The sequence below is a fragment of the Flavobacterium sp. IB48 genome (assembly GCF_016405855.1).
GTDB lineage: Bacteria > Bacteroidota > Bacteroidia > Flavobacteriales > Flavobacteriaceae > Flavobacterium > Flavobacterium ginsengisoli.
Map to the genome: position 1 here is coordinate 609,777 of NZ_JAEFCA010000002.1, position 26,090 is coordinate 635,866.

Genomic DNA, 26,090 nt, shown 5'->3' on the forward strand with positions numbered 1-26,090 from the left:
AAAGAGCAAAGTTGTACCGATTATAGGTCCGAAAAAAGAGCGATACGGCTTCAAAATTGTACAAAATGTCGGAAACCCTATTTTAATCGTTTTGTTTTTTCCGATATTCTAAAGGCGAAATTCCTTCGTAGTTTTTAAAGAATCTTCCAAAAGCAGATTGATCAGTAAAATGGAGCAAATCGCTTATCTGATTGATGGACATTTTTTTATGCTGCAATAAAACTTTAGCTTCCAGAATCACCATTTCGCTAATCCAGTCACTCGCAGTCTTTCCGCTGTGTTTTTTAATGACTTCAGACAAATATTTTCGGCTTACATTTAGTTTATCAGCATAATGTTGTACCGTTCTAAAATTCAAAAAATCCTTAAATAGCAGTTCTTTAAACTGTTCGAATAAAGGATTGTGCGTTTCTATAATGCTCTTTTGTTCCTGAATAGCATCAATTTCATAAATTAAAATATACAGATAACTTCTCAAAATAGAAGCTTGATTCTTGTATCTGTTTTCTGATGCTTCTTTAATTAAATTAAAAATGCGTTCAAATTTATTTTCATCTGTTTTTGCAAGTTGAGACAAATGACTATGATGGTTTTCAAAGAAATCATATTGGGCAAGAAAAAACACATTTGTCTGATTTTCGAGAAAAAAATGCGGCTTAAAAAATATAATATCAATTAAAATTTCGTCATCGTTTTTAGAAAAACTCCTAATTACAGATGGTCCCAAAGTAATAAGAGCTGGAGCATGAACGACTTTTTTTTCGAGTCCCGTCTGCATGATTATGCTTCCTTTTCTCAGAAATTCAATTGCATAACTTTCTGCACGATAAGGTTCGCTAATATATGGATGCTCGCTTGTCTGAATATAGAAATACTCTTTCTGATCTGCATTAGAAAACAAACTCTTATGATGCGTTAAGGAATAAGTGAGGATTTTATTCTTCAAGACTCTTTTTTTGGTAATCATTGTTTTTTCAAATATACCTTTTTTTTAGTTTGCAGTCGCAGTTTTTAGTCTCAGTCGCAGTCTCAGTTTGCGGTCTTTGCAGTAAGAACAGGTGTCTTTGTAAAAGTTTGAAACTTTGACAAAGCTTCTCTACTCTAAAGCTAACTGAGACTGAAAACTAAAAAACTGAACACTGAGACTGAGACTGAAAACTAAAAAAATTTTTAAGGTATATTTAAGGTCATAAAGCTGTTTCTAACAAATTTGTATTCGTAAATTAGCAAATACAAAAACATATCTTAAATGACAATACTTACCTTTACGCTTATAATGATTCTAGGAGCTTTTTTAGCTGGTTTTATCGGTTCATTATCAGGCTTGGGCGGAGGAATTATCATCATTCCGCTTCTCACAATTATTCTCGGTGTCGATATTCATTATGCCATTGGAGCTGCTTTAGTCTCTGTTATCGCCACTTCTTCAGGTTCTGCTGCAGCTTATGTAAAAGAAGGAATCACCAACATGCGAATGGGAATTTTTCTCGAAATCGCCACTACAATTGGAGCGGTTTGCGGAGCCTTGCTTTCGACTATTGCCCCTACTTCTTTTATAGCCGTTTTGTTTGGTTTAACGCTGATTTTCTCTGCTATTAATTCTCTTCGAAAAAAAGAAGAACATATCGTACTAGAATCTAGTCCGCTGGCTAAAAAGCTAAAATTAGAAGGAACTTATCCTACTCACGACGGCGAAGTTGTAAAATACGGAACCAAAAATGTTATTGGCGGTTTTAGTATGATGGGTGTTGCCGGAATGATGTCTGGATTGCTCGGAATTGGTTCTGGTGCTTTTAAAGTAATTGCAATGGACAATATTATGCGTGTTCCTTTTAAAGTTTCTACCACAACTAGTAATTTTATGATGGGTGTTACGGCAATGGCGAGTTCTGTAATTTATATTCAGAAAGGATATATTGAACCCGGAATCTGTATGCCAGTTGTAATTGGAGTTTTGTTTGGAGCTATGGCTGGAGCCAAAATATTGGTACGAACAAATCCGAAGAAATTGAGAATATTTTTTGCCTGCTTGATTTTTGTTTTGGCAATCAATATGATTTATAACGGACTAAATGGAAAAATCTAATATGGTACAGGAAGAAAAATTTGGAGAAAAAGATTTTCAGACAATTATAGGAAACTTGCTTCGTTACGGAGTTTGGATTTCGTTATCTGTAGCCTTCATTGGCGGAATCGTTTATTTGATTCATAACGGAAATCAGATTGAGGATTATTCTGTTTTTAAAGAAAATGATCGCAATATATTTGAAGTAATCGCCACAATTTACAATGGAGCAATTCAAGGAAACGGAGAATCATTAATATTTACAGGAATTATTTTCTTGTTTATGACACCTGTTTTACGTGTGCTGCTTTCGTTATTTTCGTTTTTATTGGAAAAAGATTACTTATACGTTGGCATTACATTAATTGTAATACTGATTATCATTATCAGTATATCCTTTGGTTTCTCACATTAAAAAAATTGTAGAATTTAGATTTAAGATTGTAGAATTTGGAATTTAAATATTGAAATTTAAAAATATGGAAATAGGAATAGACAGTTTTGCTTCGGCAATGTATGGCGATAACAATACTCTGAGCAGTGTTGATGCTATGGAACAGCTACTACAGCGAATTGAATTTGCAGATCAGGCTGGTCTAGATGTCTTCGGAATTGGAGAACATCATAAAAAAGAGTTTTTAGATTCTGCTACGGTTGTTATTTTGAGTGCGGCGGCGGCAAGAACAAAAAATATTCGACTGGCAAGCGCTGTTTCTGTTTTAAGTGCTGCAGATCCTGTAAGAGTTTATCAGAGTTTTGCGACTTTAGATTTAATTTCAAAGGGAAGAGCCGAAATTGTAGTTGGTCGTGGTTCTTCTATTGAAGCTTATCCCCTTTTTGGATTTAATCTGAATGATTATGATAAGCTATTTAGCGAAAAACTAGACTTGCTTTTACAGATTCGGGACAACGAGTTTGTAAACTGGGAAGGGAAATTTCGTCCTGCCATAAATAATTTACCTGTTTATCCTAGAGCAATACAAGAGAAATTGCCTATCTGGCTTGGAGTTGGCGGTACTCCAGAATCTTTTATAAGAGCTGGATCACTTGGGCTTCCGTTAATGGTTGCTGTTATTGGCGGACAAACACATCGTTTTAAACCTTTAGTTGATTTATATCGTGAAGCAGGAAAAGCTGCGGGTTATAAACCAAATGAATTAAAAGTCGGTTTGCATTCGCCTGGCTATGTGGGCACTACAACAGAAAAAGCAATTGAAGAATACTATCCCGGTTATGCCGAATTATGGACTAAATTAGGATATGAAAGAGGCTGGCCACCTGTAACAAAAGGCAAATTTGATGGTTTAATTGATGATCTAGGCGTTTTAATTGTTGGAGGTCCAGAAAGAGCTGCAGAGAAAATCCTTCGTCATAGTGAGGCACTTGGAGGCGTAGATCGATTTACTTTCCAAATGGATAATGCTGGATTAACGCATAAACAATTAATGAATGCGATTGAATTGATTGGCACAAAATTGATTCCTTTGATTAAGAAGGGATAGTTTTTTTGCCACAGATTGCACAGATTAAAAGGATTTTTTCTTTTTATTCCTTATTTTATAGATTGCTATTGTTATTAAAATTTGTGAAATTTTCACGCAGATTTAAAATGATTTTGGTACATGAAGCAAATCATTATTTATGAATTAAAAAATCTGCACGATCTGCAAAATCTGCGAGAAAAGATGGTTTTACTAATAGAATTTTAAAATCTCTCCAATAATTAAGTAGCGTCCAGCTTCAGCTGGATGGAAAATATAGCAAAATCTAAAAGGCTTTAGCCAAACATCACTAGTTTGGCTAAAGCCTTTTTTTTAAATCTTTATTTGTTGCCTCCAGTTAAAACTGGAGGCAATTCAAAGGAATTACACTTCTAAGAACCTTTGTACTTAGAAGCTTAGTATCTTAGCATCTTAAAAAAAAAGCATCGCCAATTAAGACGATGCTTTTGTTATGATTTGCAATTTTTCAACGATAACAAACCAATTTAGAATTTATAAGTAAGACCAACTCTAAAGTTTCGTCCTGGTTCTGCCTGCCAATAGTAAGCTTGTAACCACTCATAATAAGAACCACTGTATAGATATTTGTCTAGGATATTAAATACATTTGCTGTTACTTTAATTTTTCCAATTTCGTAAGATAGTCCTCCATCTAACTTAAAGTAAGTAGGCAATCTTTCAAGACCTTCACCCCAAGTATCTGTTTGGCGTCCATCAAGGAATGTACCGCCTATAGAAGCTCCAAATCCTTTTAATTTACCATTTTGAATAGTATAATTTAGCCATGCATTCGCAGTATGTTTTGAATAACCAGGAACAATATCACCTTTTTCAATACCTTCCACATTAGATTTTGTTACAATAGATTCTGTAAAAGCATAATTTGCAATAAGATTAAGACCATCAAATATTTTTCCTCTTAAATCAAACTCAAACCCTTGCGCTCTTTTTTCTCCCAATACAATTTTTGTCGGATTCGACGGAGTACTTAAAGGATCACTAGTTAATTCATTCTTTTTCAAAATATTATAAACAGACAAAGTAGTATTCCAAGAACCGTCAAACCAATCTTTTTTGATACCAAATTCAACGTTATTACCTGTTAATGGCTTCAACTCACCATCTCTAACAACACCAGATTGCGGTGTAAAAGCTTGATCGTATAACCCGTAAACAGCAAAATCATTAGTGATAGAATAGCTTACTCCAAAACGTGGTGTAATATGACTATCTTCTTGTGGGTCGTCATAGCTGCTAGTCTGTTTAATCCATGTATATCTTGCTGCAAGTGTTACTCTCAGCTTATTTTCAAAAAATCCAAGTTCATCCTGAATATATCCTGCTGCATATTTTGATCCATAAAGTCCTCCTGCTCTTTGGCTTAAAGGTGTATCGTGATCAAATTGCGGAAAACCATTCGAAGGAGTTCCATAATTAGGGTTATAAATGTTAAAAGGATTATCAACAGTATCAAGATCATGAGACTGTCCCCAATCTGCCATATAATCTTTGTCACCTAAATCTACACCTCCCAAAACTTTATGAGAAATGGCTCCTGTATTAAATTTTCCATTCACGAAAATTTGTCCCAAAAACATATTACTATCTGCATCCCAAATACCCACATTTCTAATAATATCTCCGTTACCAATGTCTCCATTTGCAGTTGTTGCTGGCCCTACAGCAGATGGCCAAGAACTATATCCTTGTTGAATATATTTGAAATAAGAAGTCTGAGCTGTCAATTTCCAGTTTTCGTCAAATTTATGTTCAAATTGCAAATAACCACTGTGATCTTGAATATTAGTATCTGGCAAACCTGGCGCCGTCATAGTAAAATCACGTGGCAAAGTAGCATAACCACCCGCTTTAGGTCCAAAAACATAGTAAGAACCAACTTCTGTCATGTTTGCATATTGAAAATTATACTCAAAAGTCAATTTTGTTCTATCATCAAATTGGTATGAAATAACTGGCGCAATAACATAACGGTCATTGTGCTCAAACGGACGATGAGAACCTTTCTTTTGTGCTGCTCCATTAAATCTATAAAGCAATTTTCCTTTTTTATCTAATTTTCCGTCAAGATCGACACTCACTCTATAAAAATCATAACTTCCGCCAAGAACACTTACTTCGCCTTTTGTAACTCCTGTCGGTTTTTTAGTCACCACATTATACAATCCGCTTGGATCTCCGCTTGAAAGCATGAATCCTGCTGGACCTTTTACAAACTCAATATGATCTACAAAACTCATATCTTCCGTTAATGGTCCCCAGAAAGAAGAAACTACATTAAATCCGTTTCTAAAAGCCTGAATTTGAGAACCTCTCATTGTAATATTGGTATACAAATCTCCCCAATGCTCCAAACGTACAGCACCACTCACATTTCGGATTACACCGTCGCTCATACTTGTAATTTGCTGATCTTTTAAGGTTTGACCACTTACAATTTGTATGTTTTGAGGAATTTCTAAAACTGGTGTTTGAAGACGTAATGACAATGAAGGCTTATCTTGCTTGTATTTATTCTTTTTAATCACTACTTCATCAAGATCTTCCTGGCTTTCTGAAAGAGAAAAATTCTTAGTTGTCACTTGTTTTGAATTAACTACGATTTTATCCTCAATAGGCTGAATTCCTACTCCATTTAATACGATAGTATAAGTTCCTGGTTTTACATTTTTAATTTCGTAATGTCCTGAAACAGTCGTAATATCTGAATATTTTGTTCCTTTTAAAGCTACAGCAATATTTTCTGCAGGTTTATTGCCACTCAAAGAAACTTTCCCGTTTACAGTTCCAAGCTGTTGCGCCATCATATTTAATGAGCTCAAAAGCAGTACGAAAAAGTAAACTTTTGGATTAAAAATTATTTTCATTTGGTTTTGATTTTAAATTGAGCGACAAAAGTATGTGCTAATCTCAACTTTTCCAAATTATTTTTATCCATTCTAAATAAATACAACAAAATAAAGAAGATCAGTAGAAATAATTCTAAAAACTTTAATTCTCAGTTATTTCCTGATAATCTTAATCTGCATTAAGAAGGAAACCAAAATCTATTTCTATCTTTATATTTCGAAATTTCAAAACCAAAAACAAATAACTTCCTGATATGAAATCAAATACAATAAGAAAAGTTGCCATTGTAGGCTATAACAGAATTCCTTTTGCAAGAGCTAATACAGCCTATTCTAATGTGGGAAATAAAGAAATGATGACCGCTGCACTCAATGGTCTTATTGATAAATACAATCTAAAAGGAAAATTATTAGGCGAAGTTGCGGGAGGTGCAGTAATTAAACATACTTATGACAACAATTTGATTCGAGAATGCGTCATGCAAACCAGTCTAGATCCTGCAACACCTGCATGTGATTTGCAGCAGGCTTGCGATACCGGAATTGAAAGTGCTATTTATATTGCCAATAAAATTGCGCTTGGACAAATTGATTCTGGAATTGCTGGAGGTGTAGATTCCATCAGTGATATGCCGATTGCTGTAAGCGAAAAACTTAGAAAAATATTGTTAGAAGCCAGACAAGCAAAGTCTTTGGGTGAGAAAATCAAAACGTTTTTAAAACTTCGTCCAAAAGATCTTAGTCCATTGGTTCCTAAAAATGAGGAATCGCAAACTGGACTCTCTATGGGCGGACATACTGAGATTACAGCAAAATATTATAAAATTTCGCGTGAAGACCAAGATGAGTTTGCTTTAAGAAGTCATTTGAATATGGCAAAAGCTTATGATGAAGGCTTTTTTGATGATATGATTACACCTTTCAACGGATTGGATAAAGACAATAATCTTAGAAGAGACAGTACAATTGAAAAATTAGCGAAATTAAGACCAGCCTTTGATAAAGTAAATGGTACTTTGACCGCCGGAAATTCAACACCTTTAACAGATGGAGCTTCTTGCATTCTTCTGGCTAACGAAGAATGGGCAAAAGAGCAAGGACTTCCTATTTTAGCTTACATAACTTTTGCAGAAATTGCAGCAATTGAATACGTTAAAAATCAACAGAATCTACTATTGGCACCTTTATTTGCAGCTTCAAGAATGTTAGAAAAAGCGGAATTAAACCTGCAAGATTTTGATTATTACGAAATTCACGAAGCTTTTGCTGCTCAGACTTTAGCAACTTTAAAAATTTGGGAAAGTCCTGAATTAAGTGCCGAAATTGGCTTAAAGAAAACGTTAGGCGCAATAGATCAAAATAAATTGAACGTAAAAGGAAGCAGCTTAGCAGCCGCTCACCCATTTGCCGCAACTGGCGGAAGAATTATTGGCGTAATGGCCAAATTATTGAACGAAAAAGGTTCAGGAAGAGGCTTAATTTCTATTTGTGCTGCAGGCGGTCAAGGAGTTACCATGATAATCGAAAAATAATTTTTTAAAAATATTTCAATTCAATTTTATAAATCTGCAATAATCAGCTTAAATCTTTTTAATCTGCGTGAAAAATGTAAACATGTAACTGTACTTAAAATCCATTTTTTATTTAAATATATTCATACAAAAACAGCTAAATATCAATATTTTATACTAAATTTAGTTTTCTATTTAAGCTTTTGTATCAATTCATTTTAAACCACTAAAAATGATGGAATCAAAAATACCCGAAGGTCCTCTTGCTGATAAATGGAGTCTTTACAAGTCTAAAGCCAAATTAGTCAATCCCGCAAACCGAAAAAAACTAAATATTATAGTAGTCGGAACAGGTCTTGCGGGCGCTTCGTGCGCGGCTTCTCTTGCTGAACAAGGATATAATATTAAATCTTTCTGCTTTCAGGATTCTCCACGACGCGCGCATTCTGTTGCCGCTCAAGGCGGAGTAAATGCTGCCAAAAACTACAAAAATGATGGCGATAGCACTTATAGAATGTTTTATGATACTATAAAAGGTGGCGATTTTAGATCTCGTGAAGCCAATGTTTATCGTTTAGCCGAATGTTCTGCTCATCTTATAGACCACGCAGTTGCACAAGGGGTTCCTTTTGCAAGAGAATATGCGGGATATTTAAATAATAGATCTTTTGGAGGTGTTCAGGTTTCTCGAACTTTTTATGCCAGAGGCCAAACCGGACAACAACTTTTATTGGGCGCTTATCAAGCCTTAGAACGTCAAGCATTTTTAGGAAAAGTTGATTTGTATACTCGTCACGAAATGCTTGAACTCGTGGTTATTGATGGCAAAGCCAAAGGAATAATCGCTCGAAATCTTGAAACAGGAATTTTAGAACGTCATGCCGCCGATGCCGTAGTTTTGGCTTCTGGAGGTTACGGAAAAGTATATTATTTGTCTACATTGGCAATGGGTTGTAATAGCTCTGCACTTTGGAGGGCGTATAAAAAAGGAGCTTTCATGGCTGGTGTAAGTTGGATTCAGTTTCACCCTACTTCACTTCCACAACATGGTGAAAACCAATCTAAATTGACTTTAATGTCGGAATCGCTTCGAAATGACGGACGTATCTGGGTTCCTAAAAAAGCCGCAGATGAACGAACTGCAAATGCCATTCCCGAAGAAGAACGCGATTATTACTTAGAACGCCGTTATCCTTCATTTGGAAATCTAGCGCCAAGAGATATTTCTTCAAGAGCAGCAAAAGAAAGAATTGATGCTGGTCATGGTGTTGGACCTATGAAAAATGCGATTTATCTCGATTTCTCGGATGCCATTAAAGCGCAGGGAAAAGATAAAATCGAAGCCAAATACAGCAATCTTTTTGCGATGTACGAAAAGATCACAGGCATAAACGCTTATAAAGAACCTATGCTGATTTCACCCTCAGCACATTTCACAATGGGCGGACTTTGGGTTGATTATGAGCTTATGACTACAATTCCTGGTTTGTTCGCCTTAGGCGAAGCTAATTTTGCCGATCATGGAGCCAATCGTCTCGGTGCCAATTCGCTGCTTCAGGCTTGTGTCGACGGCTATTTTATTGCGCCATATACAATCCCGAATTATTTGGCAGGCGAATTGAATTTACCCAAATCTGATATTTCACATCCGGCTTTTGAAGAAGCGGAGAAAGTAGTGAGAAGACAGTTGGATCGCTTTTTACATACTAACGGAACACTTTCTGCAGATTATTTCCATAAAAAAATCGGACGTCTTTTGTATGAAAAATGCGGTCTTTCGCGAAGCAGAAAAAAATTGGAAGAAGCCTTAATCGAAATTCGTGAACTGAAAGCTTCATTTGAAAAAGACCTTAGAATTACAGGAGATAATACTTTAAACAGCGAACTAGAAAAAGCTGGACGAATAGCCGATTATATAGAATTAGCCGAATTAATGTGTTACGATGCCTTACAACGTGAAGAATCCTGCGGTGCACATTTTAGAGAAGAATATCAAACCGCTGATGGCGAAGCTGTCCGCAATGACAATGAATTCTGCTACGTTTCTGCTTGGGAATGGAAAGGTTTAAATAATGAACCAGAACTTCACAAAGAACCTTTAACCTTTGAATCGGTAGAACTTGCGGTGAGAAGCTATAAATAAATGGTGAATATTAATTGTAAATTATTAATTCACAATACTCATTCATAATTAACAATTCATAATTAACAATTATATATGAAACTTTATCTAAAAATATGGCGGCAGTTTAATTCTTCAACTAAAGGAGAAATGACAGATTATGAAATTGATGGAGTATCTGAACATATGTCGTTTCTAGAAATGTTGGATCTTTTAAACGAATCTCTAATTCAAAATGGAGAACGAGTAATCGAATTTGATCACGACTGCCGTGAAGGAATCTGCGGTCAATGCGGTGTAATGATAAACGGACGCGCTCACGGGCCTTTAAAAAACACTACAACCTGCCAACTCCATATGAGAAGTTTTAAGGATGGAGATACTATTTATATTGAACCTTTTCGCGCTAAAGCTTTTCCTGTTCTACGCGATTTAAAAATTGACCGAAAAGCATTTGATTCTATCATTGCTTCGGGAGGTTTTATTGGCGCTGCTACGGGTCAGGCGCCAGAAGCAAACAGTATTCCGATTTCATACGAAACTGCAGAAGCTGCTTTTGATGCTGCTGCCTGTATTGGGTGCGGAGCTTGTGTGGCTTCGTGCAAAAATGCCAGCGCTGCTTTGTTTGTTGGTGCCAAAATAACGCATTTAGCACTTTTGCCACAAGGAAAATTAGAAGCCCAAACACGTGCGGTTTCGATGGCAAAACAAATGGATGAAGAAGGTTTTGGAGCTTGTTCTGATACGAGAGCCTGCGAAATCGAATGTCCGCAGGGAATTTCGGTGCTTTCAATTGCTAAAATGAATTTAGAATATATGAAGGCTTTGACTTTTAGGAAATAAGTTTTTTTTGCCACAAAGACGCAAAGACGCAAAGTTTTTCTTTTTTAAGTTTTAAAACTTTGCGTCTTTGCGAGATTAAAAAATACTTTAAATACATTGCGCTTATCCTTCGACTTCGCTCAGGAAGACAAATAGCGATTCAACTATTTTCAATAAAAAACTTTGCGAGATTAAAAAAAACTTAGTGCCTTTGTGTCTTAGCGGCAAAAAACAAACTTAAACCGTAAAATAAGGTGTCAAGATATCTTCAAAATTATAAAGCCCTTTTTCTTTTCCTTTTAGATTTTCAGCTACAAAAATGACTCCGTTTCCGAAGGCTTCTCTCGAAATCGATTCGTGTATTAAACGTACGGTTTGAAAAGGGAAACCAAAAATAACCTCGTGTTTACCAACTATTCCTCCTGCCCTAACAACATTTATATTTTCTTTATCGACATCAAGTGCTTCAGCAATTTTTACTGCTGTTCCAGATGTTCCTTCTTTGGCTTTAAAATGCTCTTCGTTTACTTCAATATCAACCCAAGGAGCAATTTTCTTTAAAAATTTCGCTGCAAACAATAAATAGTTAACTCCCAACGTAATATTTGGTGACCAAAATACTGTTGTTTTATCTGATAGTTTCTTGAGTAATTTTAGTTCTTTTTCCTTGTAATGGGAAATTGCCGAAATAATTTTTACTTTATATTTTGCTGCTGTTTCTCCATAAGTATAAATTCCTTCGTTAGAAGAAAAATCGATAATTACATCTACCGGATGTTTTTCTAATAATTCTTCAACAGAGGTATGAGAACTAGAATAGATTAATCCGGGTTCATCTGACTGGATTCCAAAAAACTCAGGAACCGATCTGTGTTCCAAAACATTGCTTTGTCTTAAAACCCATTCAAGGCTGAATTTTTTATTTTCTAATAGTATTGAAGCTACTGATTTTCCAGTTTTTCCGAATCCGATTAATCCTATTTTCATAAGCATTTATTTTTTTATGGGCGAAGCGTGCCCGGTTGAAAATATTGATATTGTAAAGTGGCCAATATCAATCCTAATTTTAATTTTTTAAGGCAGTTTTAGAACCGCCTGTTCATAAAAATAGGAAAATCATAACAGAATAACCAACAAAATCTTCATTTTATAACAATAAAAATAGTTATTAGTACGATTCCATTTGTTAATACAAGATGCAAGCGTCATATAATACACTTAAACGTTCTTTTAAATTATTCTATTTAAAATGTTAAAAAATGACTTTAAAAAAAAGATTTGATGATATACAAGTAAACATATTTTAACTAGATTTATGACCTGATATCCCCAAATTAATATCGTAAATAATGGCTTACAATAACAATGGATTACTTCGTTTTCTTGATGCTCAAAACAAATTGTATTTAACAGCTCTGGACGAAATCAAAAATGGCAAAAAAGAATCTCCTTGGATGTGGTTTATTTTTCCTCAAATAAAAGGAATGGGTTCGAGTGATACTTCTAAATTTTACGAAATCAAAAATGCTGATGAAGCAATTGCCTTTCTTGAGCATCCAATTCTAGGAAAACATCTTGTAGAAATTACCTCAGAACTTGTCAAAAAAGAAGAAAATGTTGCTGATATTTTCGAAAGTATTGATATAGAAAAGCTTCAATCGTGTATGACTTTGTTTGCAAGTGTTCAAAACAGCGAACCAATTTTTCAGGAAGTCCTGCATAAATATTTCGATGGTTCATCTGATTTTCATACGCTGCAGCTATTATATAGCAATCTTTAAAATTTTAGAAATATAGAATTGACAAATAAGATAAATAAGTCTGTAAAGACCTTTTTAACAAGGCTTTAGTGTCTTTCTTTTTGGATAAAACTCATTTTAAAAAACTTAACAAACTTTAATGTAAAATAAACTGCCATTTTACTATTTTTGGCCAAATTTTTAGAAAAATCTCAACAAAACAATATTTGCACAAATTAAAATTAATGAAAAAACTACTTTTTATAAGCATTTTATTAGTCCTTGCAATTTATGTATTCAGAGAAACGGTTTATAAACCTTATCTATGGAAAGAAGCTATGGAAACTCCAGAGCATAAACTAAAACTAGGAAGTTTTGTTTTTAGCAAACAAAGAGATGAAAATGGAAATAGTGGAACAGCAAAAAAATATTTTGTTTTTAAAGTCACCGAAATAAATGGCGATTATGTACGTTTTTCGATAGTTCGCAAATTATCTGAAAAAGGAACTAACAAATCTTCTGATTTTTCAATGCCAAGGGAGACTTATAGAAGTTTTAAACGCAATATCAAAAAAGTTACGGTAACAGGAATTTTACGTGAAGATTTAAATAAGGAAGGTGGACATACTGCAAACGATTATCTTTTAAAAAAATATCCTTCGTTAAAAAAATCGCTTTACTATTACGAGGAGATTCCTAAAACGGAAGAAAATATTAATGAACCTAAAGAATATTTTAATCTCGTTTATTCAAAAGAAAAAATCATCGAGAAGAGAAAGCTCATCCCGTATATTGTCTCAGACAATAATATTCCTGAACTAGCAAGGCATTTATCTCAAAGAGTATGTGTAATTCTAAATTAAACTAAGAACTCCCAATCGTTATAATTGGGAGTTTTTTTTTGAAAGTTTTCATCAAAAAGAATCTCTTTCTAAACCTATTCTGAATAATTTTTTGAGAAACGAGTAATAATTTTATTTTATTTAGAATTAATATAAATAAACTTTTATATTTGCCGCTTTCTGAGCAAAATTGAGTAATTCTTTAAACTTACCCTCTATTGCTTTTTTCAAAGTAAATTTCATTTAATGAACAATAATGCCCGTTTCGAATTAGATCTTTTTCTTTCCTTTAAGGAAGGCGACGAAACTGCATTTAAGTTTTTTTACGACAAATATTTTAGAAGAATCCAGTCTTTCAGCGTTCAGTTTATTTATGATCAAGACGAAGCTGAAAATCTTGCTCAGGAAGCCTTACTACATCTATGGCAAAATAAAGAAAACGTAGAATCTGTTAACGGAATTCAAGCTTTCTTATTTACTTATGCCAAATCAAAATGCTTGAATTTAATTCGTCATAATAAAGTGAAGGATAAATTCAAAAATGACCTCTTAAACCACAAAGAAAGAGAATTAGATATCGAAGTTTTAAATTCGATTCAGTTCGACACTTTAGAATTAACCGAATTAGAACGAATAATTCAGGAATCTATCAGCGAATTGCCTCCTAAAACTCGAGAAGTTTTCATCAAAAAACGTTTCGAGAATAAAAAAAATGCAGAAATCGCCGAAGAGTTGGGAGTTTCTTTAAAAGCTGTTGAAGCCCATATGACAAAGGCTTTAAAGATTTTAAAAACCAAATTATCTGATTATTTGTTCTTGATTTTTATCCTTATTTATAATAATTAAGAATAAAAGGTAGGGTATTTTAATTCTGAGGTGTACTTATAATGGCGAGAAGTTTTAAAAAGCATATATGACATCGGAAATAATAAATAAATACCTTTCTAACGAAGCTTCAGAACAAGAAGTTCAGGCACTTTTTGATTGGATTGAAGCATCTGAAGAAAACAAACAGCAATTTTTAAAGACTAAGAAAATTTGGGCATTAAGCACACTTTCTTCCGATTTAACAATTGAAACTATTCCGGTCATTCAAATGAAACCGAAAAACAAAATCAGACAGTATTTACAATATGCTGCAGTATTTTTAGTATTTCTAGGTTTGGGTACGACTATTTATTTATTTAATGGTCAGCCAGAAACTCCAAAAGAAATTGTTCTAGAATTGGGCGACGGCCGTCTGGAATATTTCTCAGGAAAAAACCAGACTACTCTTTTAAATGACAAAGGCGATTTGATTGCCAAAAAATTTCCGACCGAGATTGTTTACTTTGGCAAAGTTCACGATCATAAAGTAATTTATAATACGCTTTCAATTCCGTACGGAAAACGTTTCAAACTTAAACTTTCAGATGGTACCGTTGTGAGTTTAAATTCTGGAACAACTTTACGCTATCCGGAGCAATTTGGCTTAAACGGAAATAGAAATGTTTACTTAACTGGTGAAGCATTTTTTGAAGTTGCCAAAGACAAAATGCATCCGTTCATTGTTCATGCAAATCAGGCAGACATCGAAGTTCTCGGGACAACATTTAATGTGAGCGCTTATCCTGAAAATCCTACAGTTAATAGTACATTAATTGAAGGAAGCATTCGAATGTCTGAAGCTGTTAATCCTTCTAATGCTATTTTGCTAGAGCCAAACCAAATGGCTACATGGCAAAATAATTCTAAAAAACTGGTCTTAAAAGAAGTCGATCCAACCTTTTACGCTGCCTGGACAAAAGGCGAACTTGCTTTTAAAGACACTCCATTTTCTACAATCGCTAAAATTATTCAGCGTACTTATGATGTTGAAATTATCAACGAAAATTCTGATTTGGCCAAACAGAATTTTACGGGTACGATTAAAATCAGCGAATCTAGTGTCGAGAACATTTTAGACCTGCTAAAACGTGACACGCCTTTTAATTATTCTATTCAACAAAAAACCATTACAATCACCAATCCGCGATAAATAAACAAACATGACATTTACGATACAACCCGTTTTAAGAAAAATTCTGTTTTTCTTAGCTATTCTCATATCTGGATTTAAAGGATTTTCTCAGAATAAACTCATCAATATTCACGTAAAAAACAAACCTATAAGCCTAATTATCAAATCTATTGAGGAACAAAGTGATTTTAGAATCATTTATAATGCAAAAAAAATAGACACCGAGCAGCTGGCTGATTTAGATGTTAATGATGCTACTTTGGAAGTTGCTTTAAAGAAACTACTTAAAGGCACAGATATCTCGTACTACATTCAGAAAAAGCAAGTTTTATTAACCAACGCTGCTCCTGTTGACAGATCTAAATCTGCTGTTCAGGAAACAGAACGCATTATTAAAGGAACGGTTTACAGTGCAAAAGACAGACAGCCTCTTCCTGGTGCCACTATTCGTGTAAACGGAACTGGAATGGGTGCAATAACTGATGCAAACGGAAAATTTGCTTATGAACTAAAAGGCGATAATATTAAAGAACAAACTCTTGAAGTTGCTTATTTAGGAATGGAATCGCAATCGCAAATTGCTGGCTACAAAAAAGAATTTGTCTTTTATCTTCAAGAAGTTACAGACGAATTGGAGCAAGTTATTATTACTTCTTCATACGGAACTACTAAATTAAAAGAAGAAATTGTTGGAAGTATTTCGACTTTGCAAGCCAAAGATATTGCGGTGGAGCAAGCTTCTGAAAGTTTTGACAAAATGATCACGGGACAAATTGCTGGAGTTATGGTAGAAAATACTTCTGGTATTGGCGGTCCTGTAAAAATTAATATTCGTGGTCAGGGCACATTATCTTCTTTAAGCGGAGCAATTTCTGGAACTTCATCGCAACCGCTTATTATTGTTGATGGTGTTGTAATGAGCGAAGAATATGCTATTGATAGCAGCTTGTTTAACGGAAGCGGTGATTTTTCAGAAAACCTAGCTAATCCTTTAATGAAAATTGCTCCAGAAAATATCGAAACCATATCTGTTTTAAAAGATGCCGCTGCTGTAGGTATTTATGGTGCCGATGGAGCAAACGGAGTAATTTTAATTACAACTAAAAAGGGTAAAAAAGGAAAAACACAATTTGGCTTTTCAAATCAGCTTGGAGTTTCTTCTGCCGTTAATCAAATTAAATACTTAAACGGAGAACAATATACTGAACTGCGAAATGAGTATATGAAAAATACCACTCCTGGTTATGTTCCTGTTTCTTATAACGGAATAAATACAGATTGGTTTAATATATTAAATAGATCAGGTATTTATAACAAATACAATTTTAATGTTTCGGGTTCGACATCTAAATTTTCATACCGCACTAATGTTAGTTATACCAAAATCGATGAACCGCAAATTGGAAACGAAACAAAACAATTAAACGCAGGAATTAATTTAGGTTACAGCTCTGGCAAATGGGATATTAATTTAATGCTTAATCCTAGTTTTGTACAAAAAGATGCACCAAATATCTTTTATAATTTCGCTTATCTTCCTACTCTCGCAGTTTATAATGCCGATGGTTCTTATGCTGATTTGGGTGTAAGCGGCGCAACCAGAGGAAATCCTCTAGCTGCTATTGAGCAAAATAAAAACGAAGCGCAAACTTTTGGTCTCTTAGGAAGCTTCAATGTATCTTATAAACTTAATGACAACATTAAATTCTCTACTCTTTTTGGTATGGATTATACCGATAAAGACCAAGATCGCTACTTTTCTGCAGCAAATGAAAGCGGACAGTTTAACGGAACTTTTGTTTTGGATAAAATTACCTATCCAGCTTGGGGACGACGCGTTATAAATCAGCGAAATTCTACTAAATGGAACTGGCAAGGACAAGCTTTATTTGATAAAAAATTGAACGAAAGCAATGAAATTGATGGTGTAGTTGGTTTTGAACTTGCAGAAGATAAAGCTGATTTTAATTTCAAATCTGGAGTAGGTTTCTTAAATCCTGAACAGATTCATAATGTTACAGATGCCATAAGAGATGACAATCCAGATACACCAGCAGACGAATCTAAAGGCGGTCAAACTTACAAAAGCGAAATTAGCTATAACTCTAGAGTTTCTTTATTCTCTCAGATAAATTATAACTACAAAAAACGTTATTTTTTATTGGCCAATTACCGTCGTGACCAGAGTTCTGTCTTTGGAGATGATACTGATGTGGCTCATAATGGAGGTTTTGGTGCTGGATGGATTATTAGCAATGAAAATTTTCTAAAATCTAACTCTTGGATTGATTTTTTTAAATTAAAAGCCAGCTACGGTACAACCGGAAACTCTAAAATTGGTTCGTATAGATCTAAAGGTCTTTATAATATAAGCCAAAACGAATACAATGGTTCTATTGGAGCAACTACTGGAGCTTCGCCAAATGGCAAATTAAGCTGGGAAAAAAACACAAAATTCAATGCAGGATTTGATTTTAATGTTTTTAAAAGAGTAGAATTAACATTAGAATATTATTATGATGATAAAAGCAATTTAATTGCTGCGAGAGACATTCCTACAGAAAACGGTTATAATTCTATTCAATTAAATGCTGCTAGTATGTACAATAAAGGTTTTGAACTTACTACAAGAATCAAATGGATAAAAAGCAACGCTTTTAGATGGACAACGGCATTTAATATTTCTACAATAAATAATAAAGTAACTCATTTAAAAAGTTTAGGAAGCGATTATTCTCAGGCCAATATTGCAATGGCACAGAAAGTAGGTTACAGTACAACAACATTTTGGGGAATTAAATGGGCCGGCGTAGATCCTGCAACAGGTAGAGATCTTGTCGAAAAAAACGGTAAAATTTACGATGCTAAAACCTACGGCGAACTATATACCGTTGCAGACTGGGAACCTATTGGAGACAAAACAGCAGATGCTTATGGAGGTTTTTATAACACTTTTACTTTCTATAACAATCTTACTTTATCTGTTAGAGGTGATTATCAAATTGGTGGCGATTTACTAGCTTCAAGTATTCTTATCGATCAATATAATGTAACAACAAACAGAAATCTTTCTGTAAATGCTTACGATTATTGGAGAAACCCTGGAGATAATGTTTCGCAGTCAGCTGTAACCCTTTCGCCTATTCTTCCTAATTTAAGCAAGTATGTTTATGATGCTACATATATCAGAATCAGCAATATTAATTTAAGTTATAATGTACCGCTAAAAAATACTTTTCTAGATGCTCTTTCTGTTTTTGCAGATGCTACAAATGTGGCGTATTGGTACAAAGAAAAGAGCCCAAAAGGAATTAACGGAGTACGTGAGTACAATTATATTTATCCGCAAGCTAGAACAATTTCGCTAGGAGTTAATGCTAAATTTTAAGAAAATGAAATATTCAAAATACCTCTCTATATTTTTTCTAATGCTTTCATTACAAAGCTGTAGTGACTTTTTAGAACAGGAACCAGGAACGCAAACATCTATAGATGAACTTTTAAAAACCAAAACAGGAGTTTTACAGGCTCTTACAGGCCTGTACTCTGAAGTTGACGGCAATCTGCGTCCAGAAATATATGCTGTATATGCTGATCTGCAAGGTGGCAATATAAAATTTACACCTATTGCAACAGGAAGTCTTAAGGGACAAATCACCACACCATCATTAATTGAACAAGCCTATTCTTTTAATGATGTGGCAATTAGTAGTAATTATAAATCATTTTATGATAGCAGTTACGATATAATAAATCAGGCTAATTTAATTTTAGAATATACTCCTAAATTAACAGATGCTACTATTGCAGAGAAAAATCAAATACAAGCGCAGGCGTTGGCAATAAGAGCTTACACACATTTTCTTTTATCTCTTGTTTATGGTCAGGATTACAAATATACTGCCGATGCATCGCATTTAGGAGTTGTTTATAGCACCGAATCTATTAAATCTGGCATACAATACCCGATAAGAAAAACTATGGCAGAAACCTACGATTTAATTATCGCCGATTTAAAAAATGCCATCGATAATTATTCAGGCGCTACAGTGCTTGCTGGTCCAGAATATTCTTTTTTTAACCAAAAAAATACAAAAGCATTATTGGCAAGAGTTTATCTTCAAAAAGGAGATTGGGCAAATGCTTATGAAGTTGCAAATGATGTCATTACCAATTCTGGCGTTGTTTTAACCAGCAAAGAAAGCTTAATTTCAGAATGGGTAAAACCAGATCTTCCAATATCAGAAATTCTGCTTGAATTTACACCTAGAAAAGATGGCGAAGGAAATGTTTCATCATCTATGTCTCAAACTTTCGGTTATACTACAGATGTAAGCTTTCAAAAATACGCTGCTTCAAACGATTTGATTGATCTATACGAAAACACTGACTTAAGAAAACAATTGTTTCTTGTTAAACCGCTTTTTACTCTTGTAAATGGTGTACAAACTTATGTTGACTACAGTTTTACAAGAAAATATCAGGATAATGCCGGTTATGTGGCTTTCAGACTTAGCGAAATGTACTTAATTCGTGGCGAAGCTGCACTTGAAACCAACAGAGCCGATTTAGCAATGGCCGATATTAATATCATTCGTGCTCGTGCCAATGCATCATTACTAACCAATACAGCTAATCTTAAAGAAAACATCTTTTTAGAAAGAAGAAAAGAACTCTGTTTTGAAGGCTTTTTATTCTTTGATATTGCCAGAATGCATAAAGATGTTTCAAGAAATGACGGTTGTATGGCAACTGTTTGCAGTTTGACTTATCCGTCTTTAAAATTTGTATTGCCAATACCAACATTCAACACTAATCTTAACCCAAACTTGCACCAAAATGACTCGTATTAAGATATTCAGTATATTATTTACAGCCCTATTATACATTTCATGTTCTAAAGATGATTATAAAATAGGCTCTGAAATTGATCCTTACTTAAGATTTAATTTTTTAGTAAAAAGCGATAACACACCTCTAGAATACCCAGCTGTAAACGGAAATTTAGTTCCGCAATCAACTTATGAAAACAAAGCCATAAAAACCTTAAAAGTTCCTGTAGCCTTAACCACACGTGCCTTAAAAGGAACTGTTACTGCCAATTTTAGTGCCGAAACAAATGGTGCTAGTGACAGTTTTAGCTTAAAGCCTGCTAATCAGCTTTCATTTCAGGGAAGCAAAATAACCGATACTATTTTTGTATCATTCGATAAAAGATGGACTAAAGACCAAAGTATTACGCTAAAATTGGAAACCGTTTCTGATCCTGATATTCACATTGGAAATCTGAATACAGAATATCCAAACAATACTTTCAAAATCGATTTAACAAGCGTTGCGACTAATTATACATTTCCTGTAACGCAATACAATATAAAAGGCGAAATAGGCGAAAAAATAGATTTTAAAGTAAATTATCCAAATGGATTTTTTCCTGAAGAAATTGAAAATGTCGAAATTTTTAAATTTCAAAATGGATTCGAATATTCCTTAACACATGACGATTACCGAGATAATAGAACTTCTGTAACCTATCATCTAACCCTTTTAGAGGATCTTCAAAATGATGATGTTCGATACGAGTCAAAATTAACGTTAATCAATATTCCTAATTATACTGCTACAGGAAACATCAACTTAACTATTGCAAAACCTATAAAATCAGAAAGAGACGTTCAAGCATATCCAGCATCTAAATTTACAGATCCTACCAATGCCTTTTTTTTAACGTATGGAGAGCACTGGTTTAATAATAATGGAAATTGCGCATGGATGACTTTCAATGCTTTAACATTTCCGATTATAGTTACAAAAGACGATCCGAATGCAATATTATACAGTGATAGAGGAACTACAAATCCTAACGATGATATTTATCACGATGCTTTCAAAATTGGATTTAATGTCGCAAGCGGAACCAACACCGTAAATTCTTTTGGTTTAAAAAGATGGTTCTCTAACGAAAGTAATTCTGCAGCAATCTCTCCTGGATTTAATATCACTTCTGCCTTAGAATTTTTTCCAGCAAATGGAAATAGTAAAACTGAAGGAACTGTTTTGGTAATTCCGCAGGATATTACAATTGGATCTAGCGCCACAAATACTTATCAAATAGCTATTTCAGGAGAAGGAACGTACAAAGAAGTTAGCAACGGTTTATATGAAATTTCATTTGAATTAAAACTTACAAACGACAAACTGTTTGGAGGGACAGTTTCTACACAATACAGAATGTACAACAGTAAAACATATCCAAAACCAACTGCTTTAAGTATTGATTGTCCTAAAGAAGTTACTTTATAATTGTGAATTGTGAATTATGAATTGTGAATGTTATGCATAGCCAACTTTGTCAAAGTTCTAAACTTTGGCAAAGTTTTCGGAAGTTAAGACCGCCCGACTGTGACTAAGACTGAAAACTTGAAACTTGAAACTTGAAACTTAAAACTTGAAACAAAATAAAAAAACAAAAAAGAATTGAAAAAACTAATCATCCCAATCTTATTCCTGCTAAGCTTAATGGCTTATAAAAGCTTGGAAAATCCTGATTACATCGATATTCAGGAATTAAGGAAACGCTATTCCAGCGGAGATGCTTCAAAATGGCCTGCTGCGGCATTACATGAAAATATCGATAAATCAAAATTTCAAGATATTGGTGTGCTTCCTGCAGTTCCTTATCCTGCTTATAATCCGTATTCAAAAGAAAAAGAAAGTTTGGGAAAGATTCTGTTTTTTGATCCGAGATTATCTCGAAGCGGACAAATTGCCTGCGCTTCTTGTCACAATCCAGAATTGGGATGGACCGATAATCTCACGCGTTCTTTTGGCCATGACCGTCAAACGGGAAAACGTAACTCTATGACGATTCTAAATTCAGCATATGCCACTTCTCTATTTTGGGACGGAAGAGCTTCTAGTCTAGAAGATCAAGCGCAGTTTCCTGTTCAAGACCCTTTAGAAATGAATGAAAAACTGACAATTGCGGTTGACAAAATTGCCAAAATAAAAGGCTACAATTCGCTGTTTTCAGAAGCTTTTGGCGATAAAAAAGTGACCTTAGAGCGAATTCAATATGCCATTGCCACTTTCGAAAGATCAATTAATAGTCCTAAAAGCAAATTTGATCAGTTTGTAAGCGGAAAATCAGATATTTATACCGATCAACAAGTAAAAGGAATGCATTTGTTTAGAACCAAAGCACAATGCATCAATTGCCATAATACGCCTTATTTCAGCGATAATCAATTTCATAACGACGGCCAAACTTTATTCGGAACAAAAAATGAAGACTTCGGACGTTATAATGTTACTAAAGATGTAAAAGATATCGGCAAATTTAGAACTCCGACACTTCGTGAAGTCGCTAACACAAAACCATGGATGCATCATGGGCATTTCCCAACTTTATTAGATGTTGTAGAGTTATACAATTTAGGTAATCCTTCTCCAATTCAAAAGAAATATCTGGGAACTGCTAGAGATTCGCTCATTCCAAAAGTAGATCCAATGCTAAGAAAACTAGATTTGAGCAAAGAAGAGATTGGCGATTTATTAGCTTTTATCGAGACTTTAAGCACGCCAACGAGAAGAATCATTATTCCTGAAATGCCAAAATAAGTTAGTTGATGATTTGCACTTGCCCCAAAATTTGCAAATCTGTTAAGCCCATTTCTTTTTATGAAATGGGCTTTTTTTGTTTCTAAAATTCATCTTTTCAATATATTTGTGATCAACCAAACTTACACGCCATGCAATTATTTATTATCTCAAAAACCACAAATTATGAAAAGAAGCTTCTTCTTGATCTTGCTTTCTGCAATTTCCTCTTTAGGCATTGCACAAAGTAAAAACCGTACTTCTAAACCCAACATCATTATCATCAACATGGATGATATGGGTTATGGCGACACCGAACCGTATGGAATGACGGGAGTTAACACTCCACATTTTAATCAGATCGCTGAAGAAGGAATGCGTTTGACTAACTTTAATGCTGGACAAGCCATTTGTACGGCGTCTAGAGCTGCTTTGCTAACGGGCTGCTATCCAAACCGAATCGGAATGTCGGGCGTATTGCTTCCTGGAGCCAAACATGCTTTAAATCCGAATGAGGAAACTATTGCGTCACTTTTAAAGAAAAACGGATATAAAACCGCCAATTATGGCAAATGGCATTTGGGTAACGAATTACCGTACTGGCCAACTAACTATGGCTTTGATGAGTTTTTCGGAATCCCTTATTCTCACGATGTTTGGCCAATTGATTACGACGGCTATTCGAAAGTTACAGACGCAAAAGATATGCGTTCAAGCTTCCCTCCGCTTCCATTAATCAATAATACAACGATTATTGATACAATTGAAAACATTAAAGATGCTTCAAAATTAACGACTCTTTTTACCGAAAAAGCAATTGGTTTCATCCAAAAAAACAAAAAAAATCCGTTCTTTTTATATCTCACTCATCCTTTACCTCACGCGCCTTTGGCTGTTTCAGACAAATTTAAAGGTAAAAGCGATTTAGGACTTTTTGGCGATGTAATTATGGAACTGGATTGGTCTATTGGCGAAATCATAAGCACTTTAGACAAAGAAGGACTTGCCAAAAACACCGTTTTAATTGTAACCAGCGATAATGGACCTTGGCTTGTTTTTGGTGATAATGCTGGATCTTCAGGAGGTTTTAGAGAAGGAAAATCTACCACTTGGGAAGGCGGTACAAGGGTTCCGTTTTTAATTCGCTGGCCAGGAAAAATAAAAAATGGTACCGTAAACAGTTCTCTAATGACCAATATGGATTTATTGCCCACTATTGCCGCAATTACTGGCGCATCGTTACCAAAAAACCAAATTGACGGTTTAAATTTTCTTCCTTTATTGACGGGAAAAACGACTAAAGGGCCAAGAGAAGTTTTCTATTATTATTTTGGAGTTGGAAGCAATAATCTAGAAGCTATTCGTTACAAACATTGGAAATTGGTTTTCCCTCATAAAGGCACAACTTATAATAAAAAACTGCAAGGAAAAGACGGTTATCGTGGCGAAGGCGCTTCTGCAGAATTCCCAATGGCACTTTACAATTTAGCACACGATCCAGGAGAAGTACGAGATGTACAACAATTATATCCTGAAATTGTAGCCGAAATTCAGAAAATTGCCGAGACAGCACGAGAAGATCTTGGCGACGATTTGAATCATAAGATTGGAAAAAATATTAGAAAACCTGCAACATACTAAAACACAAAAGCTCGATAGTAATCGAGCTTTTTTATTTAAATGCAAAGATTAAATATGAAAGATTTTTTAAGAATCTCGTAACAAAAACTGTTTGCCTTTTTTGTAGCTTTAATAGATTATTTAAAGATGTCTTTTAACGTCAATCAATAATTATTAATTATTCTTTCATTGATGCATAAAATAGCGCTGTAAGTCTAATATAATTGACGTTTCTTAAATTTGTTCATCAATCAAAAAGAAGCTTTTTCTTTTATAAAATATACTACGATGAGAATAGATCAAATACAAATCAAAACAAACGATATTCAAAAAACGAAAGCATTTTATCAGAATATTTTTGGCCTTTTTATTCTGGAAAATGATCAAAAATCGATCACGTTTCAGGCTGGAACTTCCATTTTAAAATTTATTGAAGATCCCAGCTTTGATTCTATATATCATTTTGCTTTTAATATTCCCGAGAATCAGCTTGAAGAAGCCATTCAATGGTGCAAAGACAAAGTTGATTTAATTGTTTTGGAAGATAAAAGTGTCGTGACGAATTTTGAAAATTGGAATGCGCATTCTATTTATTTCTTCGATCACAATGGAAATTTACTGGAATTTATTGCTAGACATGATCTTAATAACGAACAAGTTGGCGACTTCAACGCTGCATCTATTTTAAGCATTAGCGAAATCGGAATTGTTACGGAAAGTCCATTACAATTAGGAAAACAATTAGTTGAAGAACACGGATTGCATTTTTTTACTCAAAATACAAATACCGATAAATTTGCTGCCATTGGCGATCATAATGGTTTATTAATTCTCGTTCAGCCCACTAGAAATTGGTATCCAACTCAAATTCCTTCTGAAAGTAATCCTGTGAAAATTACTTTGGAGAATAATGAAAATATAATTGAATTGGATTTTTAGTAATTAAAAGTTCCGTAATTTTATTTAAAATTTAAATGAATTAAAATGCCTTTCGTTAGAATCAGTCTACCAAAAACGCTTTCCCTTAAAACCAAAAATAATATTTCAGAAGTGGTACATCAATCTTTGATTGAAGAATTTAATATTCCTGTAGATGATTATTTTCATGTTATTGAAGAATTAGAGTTTCATCAGATAAAATATCCTAAAAGTTATTTAGGAATTTCACATTCTGAAGAAATCGTTTATGTGCAAATAACTGCTGGACAAGGAAGAACCTTAGAACAAAAGAGGAAATTGTATCAGCAAATAGCAACAAAAATCAGTGCCTCAACAGAAATTACAATCAATAATGTAATTATTGTTTTGCTCGAAAATAATGGTCTGGAAAATTGGTCTTTTGGTAATGGAGAAATTCAAGAGCCAAAGCACTTAAAGAAATAATTCTAAATATAAAAAACCC

At 34.1% G+C, this 26,090-nt stretch carries 20 protein-coding genes; 17 read left to right on the forward strand and 3 right to left on the reverse strand.

Annotation, left to right across the window (positions count from 1 at the left end; translation table 11 throughout):
• Nucleotides 1-82 precede the first annotated feature (82 nt).
• Nucleotides 83-946, reverse strand: coding sequence for an AraC family transcriptional regulator (locus JC605_RS09670; RefSeq protein ID WP_198855973.1), 864 nt, complete (start codon nt 944-946; stop codon nt 83-85).
• 303 nt (nt 947-1,249) lie between these two features.
• Between JC605_RS09670 and JC605_RS09675 the strand changes: the two genes are divergently transcribed.
• The 3 genes from JC605_RS09675 to JC605_RS09685 all read left to right on the forward strand — a co-directional run bounded on the left by JC605_RS09675 (nt 1,250) and on the right by JC605_RS09685 (nt 3,567).
• Nucleotides 1,250-2,086 (forward strand): sulfite exporter TauE/SafE family protein, encoded by an 837-nt coding sequence (locus JC605_RS09675; RefSeq protein ID WP_198855974.1) that lies wholly within the window; start codon nt 1,250-1,252, stop codon nt 2,084-2,086.
• Nucleotides 2,073-2,480 carry a DUF1634 domain-containing protein gene (locus JC605_RS09680; protein WP_198855975.1) on the forward strand — a complete coding sequence of 136 codons (408 nt, stop codon included), beginning with the start codon at nt 2,073-2,075 and terminating at the stop codon, nt 2,478-2,480. Before JC605_RS09675 ends, JC605_RS09680 begins: the two co-directional genes overlap by 14 nt.
• A 64-nt stretch (nt 2,481-2,544) precedes the next feature.
• Nucleotides 2,545-3,567 (forward strand): LLM class flavin-dependent oxidoreductase, encoded by a 1,023-nt coding sequence (locus JC605_RS09685; RefSeq protein WP_198855976.1) that lies wholly within the window; start codon nt 2,545-2,547, stop codon nt 3,565-3,567.
• Nucleotides 3,568-4,052: 485 nt separating this feature from the next.
• On the opposite strand, the gene JC605_RS09690 is transcribed toward JC605_RS09685, so the two are convergent.
• Nucleotides 4,053-6,452 carry a TonB-dependent receptor gene (locus JC605_RS09690; RefSeq protein ID WP_198855977.1) on the reverse strand — a complete coding sequence of 800 codons (2,400 nt, stop codon included), beginning with the start codon at nt 6,450-6,452 and terminating at the stop codon, nt 4,053-4,055.
• A gap of 236 nt (nt 6,453-6,688) precedes the next feature.
• On the opposite strand from JC605_RS09690, the gene JC605_RS09695 reads away from it, so the two are divergent.
• The 3 genes from JC605_RS09695 (at nt 6,689) to JC605_RS09705 (ending at nt 10,910) form a co-directional block, all read left to right on the forward strand.
• Entirely contained in the window at nt 6,689-7,966 is a 1,278-nt protein-coding gene (locus JC605_RS09695; RefSeq protein ID WP_198855978.1) for an acetyl-CoA C-acetyltransferase, read from the forward strand.
• A 211-nt stretch (nt 7,967-8,177) separates the two neighbouring features.
• On the forward strand, nt 8,178-10,088 hold the full coding sequence (locus JC605_RS09700) for a fumarate reductase/succinate dehydrogenase flavoprotein subunit (protein ID WP_198855979.1): 1,911 nt from the start codon (nt 8,178-8,180) through the stop codon (nt 10,086-10,088).
• Between the two features lie 75 nt (nt 10,089-10,163).
• Nucleotides 10,164-10,910 (forward strand): succinate dehydrogenase/fumarate reductase iron-sulfur subunit, encoded by a 747-nt coding sequence (locus JC605_RS09705; RefSeq protein ID WP_198855980.1) that lies wholly within the window; start codon nt 10,164-10,166, stop codon nt 10,908-10,910.
• Nucleotides 10,911-11,126: 216 nt separating this feature from the next.
• Here the strand turns inward: JC605_RS09705 and JC605_RS09710 are convergent, their stop codons facing one another.
• Nucleotides 11,127-11,876 carry a 4-hydroxy-tetrahydrodipicolinate reductase gene (locus JC605_RS09710; protein WP_198855981.1) on the reverse strand — a complete coding sequence of 250 codons (750 nt, stop codon included), beginning with the start codon at nt 11,874-11,876 and terminating at the stop codon, nt 11,127-11,129.
• Between the two features lie 362 nt (nt 11,877-12,238).
• On the opposite strand from JC605_RS09710, the gene JC605_RS09715 reads away from it, so the two are divergent.
• The 11 genes from JC605_RS09715 to JC605_RS09765 all read left to right on the forward strand — a co-directional run bounded on the left by JC605_RS09715 (nt 12,239) and on the right by JC605_RS09765 (nt 26,071).
• Nucleotides 12,239-12,670, forward strand: coding sequence for a DUF1810 domain-containing protein (locus JC605_RS09715; RefSeq protein WP_198855982.1), 432 nt, complete (start codon nt 12,239-12,241; stop codon nt 12,668-12,670).
• Between the two features lie 203 nt (nt 12,671-12,873).
• Nucleotides 12,874-13,491: a hypothetical protein gene (locus JC605_RS09720; protein ID WP_198855983.1), complete on the forward strand. Its 618-nt coding sequence runs from the start codon at nt 12,874-12,876 to the stop codon at nt 13,489-13,491.
• Nucleotides 13,492-13,716: 225 nt separating this feature from the next.
• Nucleotides 13,717-14,316, forward strand: a complete 600-nt coding sequence (locus JC605_RS09725; RefSeq protein ID WP_198855984.1) for an RNA polymerase sigma-70 factor — start codon at nt 13,717-13,719, stop codon at nt 14,314-14,316.
• A gap of 67 nt (nt 14,317-14,383) precedes the next feature.
• Nucleotides 14,384-15,487, forward strand: coding sequence for a FecR family protein (locus JC605_RS09730; RefSeq protein ID WP_198855985.1), 1,104 nt, complete (start codon nt 14,384-14,386; stop codon nt 15,485-15,487).
• Nucleotides 15,488-15,497: 10 nt separating this feature from the next.
• Nucleotides 15,498-18,857 carry a SusC/RagA family TonB-linked outer membrane protein gene (locus JC605_RS09735; protein WP_198855986.1) on the forward strand — a complete coding sequence of 1,120 codons (3,360 nt, stop codon included), beginning with the start codon at nt 15,498-15,500 and terminating at the stop codon, nt 18,855-18,857.
• A gap of 4 nt (nt 18,858-18,861) precedes the next feature.
• A complete protein-coding gene (locus JC605_RS09740) occupies nt 18,862-20,322 on the forward strand; it encodes a RagB/SusD family nutrient uptake outer membrane protein (protein WP_233074079.1) in 1,461 nt (486 codons plus the stop codon).
• The gene (locus JC605_RS09745) at nt 20,309-21,772 is read left to right on the forward strand and encodes a hypothetical protein (RefSeq protein WP_198855988.1); all 1,464 of its coding nucleotides are present in this window, start codon (nt 20,309-20,311) and stop codon (nt 21,770-21,772) included. The genes JC605_RS09740 and JC605_RS09745 overlap by 14 nt, the downstream gene beginning before the upstream one ends.
• A 174-nt stretch (nt 21,773-21,946) precedes the next feature.
• The gene (locus JC605_RS09750; protein ID WP_233074080.1) at nt 21,947-23,089 is read left to right on the forward strand and encodes a cytochrome-c peroxidase; all 1,143 of its coding nucleotides are present in this window, start codon (nt 21,947-21,949) and stop codon (nt 23,087-23,089) included.
• Between the two features lie 165 nt (nt 23,090-23,254).
• Entirely contained in the window at nt 23,255-24,709 is a 1,455-nt protein-coding gene (locus tag JC605_RS09755) for a sulfatase (RefSeq protein ID WP_198855989.1), read from the forward strand.
• A gap of 267 nt (nt 24,710-24,976) precedes the next feature.
• Entirely contained in the window at nt 24,977-25,627 is a 651-nt protein-coding gene (locus JC605_RS09760) for a VOC family protein (RefSeq protein ID WP_198855990.1), read from the forward strand.
• Between the two features lie 45 nt (nt 25,628-25,672).
• On the forward strand, nt 25,673-26,071 hold the full coding sequence (locus tag JC605_RS09765) for a tautomerase family protein (protein ID WP_198855991.1): 399 nt from the start codon (nt 25,673-25,675) through the stop codon (nt 26,069-26,071).
• Nucleotides 26,072-26,090: the final 19 nt, after the last annotated feature.

Coding starts and splice junctions, on each gene's coding strand:
- JC605_RS09730 (WP_198855985.1), top strand. CDS start 14,384: ATGACATCGGAAATAATAAATAAATACCTTTCTAACGAAGCTTCAGAA.
- JC605_RS09765 (WP_198855991.1), top strand. CDS start 25,673: ATGCCTTTCGTTAGAATCAGTCTACCAAAAACGCTTTCCCTTAAAACC.
- JC605_RS09705 (WP_198855980.1), top strand. CDS start 10,164: ATGAAACTTTATCTAAAAATATGGCGGCAGTTTAATTCTTCAACTAAA.
- JC605_RS09745 (WP_198855988.1), top strand. CDS start 20,309: ATGACTCGTATTAAGATATTCAGTATATTATTTACAGCCCTATTATAC.
- JC605_RS09680 (WP_198855975.1), top strand. CDS start 2,073: ATGGAAAAATCTAATATGGTACAGGAAGAAAAATTTGGAGAAAAAGAT.
- JC605_RS09700 (WP_198855979.1), top strand. CDS start 8,178: ATGATGGAATCAAAAATACCCGAAGGTCCTCTTGCTGATAAATGGAGT.
- JC605_RS09725 (WP_198855984.1), top strand. CDS start 13,717: ATGAACAATAATGCCCGTTTCGAATTAGATCTTTTTCTTTCCTTTAAG.
- JC605_RS09715 (WP_198855982.1), top strand. CDS start 12,239: ATGGCTTACAATAACAATGGATTACTTCGTTTTCTTGATGCTCAAAAC.
- JC605_RS09695 (WP_198855978.1), top strand. CDS start 6,689: ATGAAATCAAATACAATAAGAAAAGTTGCCATTGTAGGCTATAACAGA.
- JC605_RS09720 (WP_198855983.1), top strand. CDS start 12,874: ATGAAAAAACTACTTTTTATAAGCATTTTATTAGTCCTTGCAATTTAT.
- JC605_RS09710 (WP_198855981.1), bottom strand. CDS start 11,876: ATGAAAATAGGATTAATCGGATTCGGAAAAACTGGAAAATCAGTAGCT.
- JC605_RS09755 (WP_198855989.1), top strand. CDS start 23,255: ATGAAAAGAAGCTTCTTCTTGATCTTGCTTTCTGCAATTTCCTCTTTA.
- JC605_RS09735 (WP_198855986.1), top strand. CDS start 15,498: ATGACATTTACGATACAACCCGTTTTAAGAAAAATTCTGTTTTTCTTA.
- JC605_RS09760 (WP_198855990.1), top strand. CDS start 24,977: ATGAGAATAGATCAAATACAAATCAAAACAAACGATATTCAAAAAACG.
- JC605_RS09675 (WP_198855974.1), top strand. CDS start 1,250: ATGACAATACTTACCTTTACGCTTATAATGATTCTAGGAGCTTTTTTA.
- JC605_RS09685 (WP_198855976.1), top strand. CDS start 2,545: ATGGAAATAGGAATAGACAGTTTTGCTTCGGCAATGTATGGCGATAAC.
- JC605_RS09690 (WP_198855977.1), bottom strand. CDS start 6,452: ATGAAAATAATTTTTAATCCAAAAGTTTACTTTTTCGTACTGCTTTTG.
- JC605_RS09740 (WP_233074079.1), top strand. CDS start 18,862: ATGAAATATTCAAAATACCTCTCTATATTTTTTCTAATGCTTTCATTA.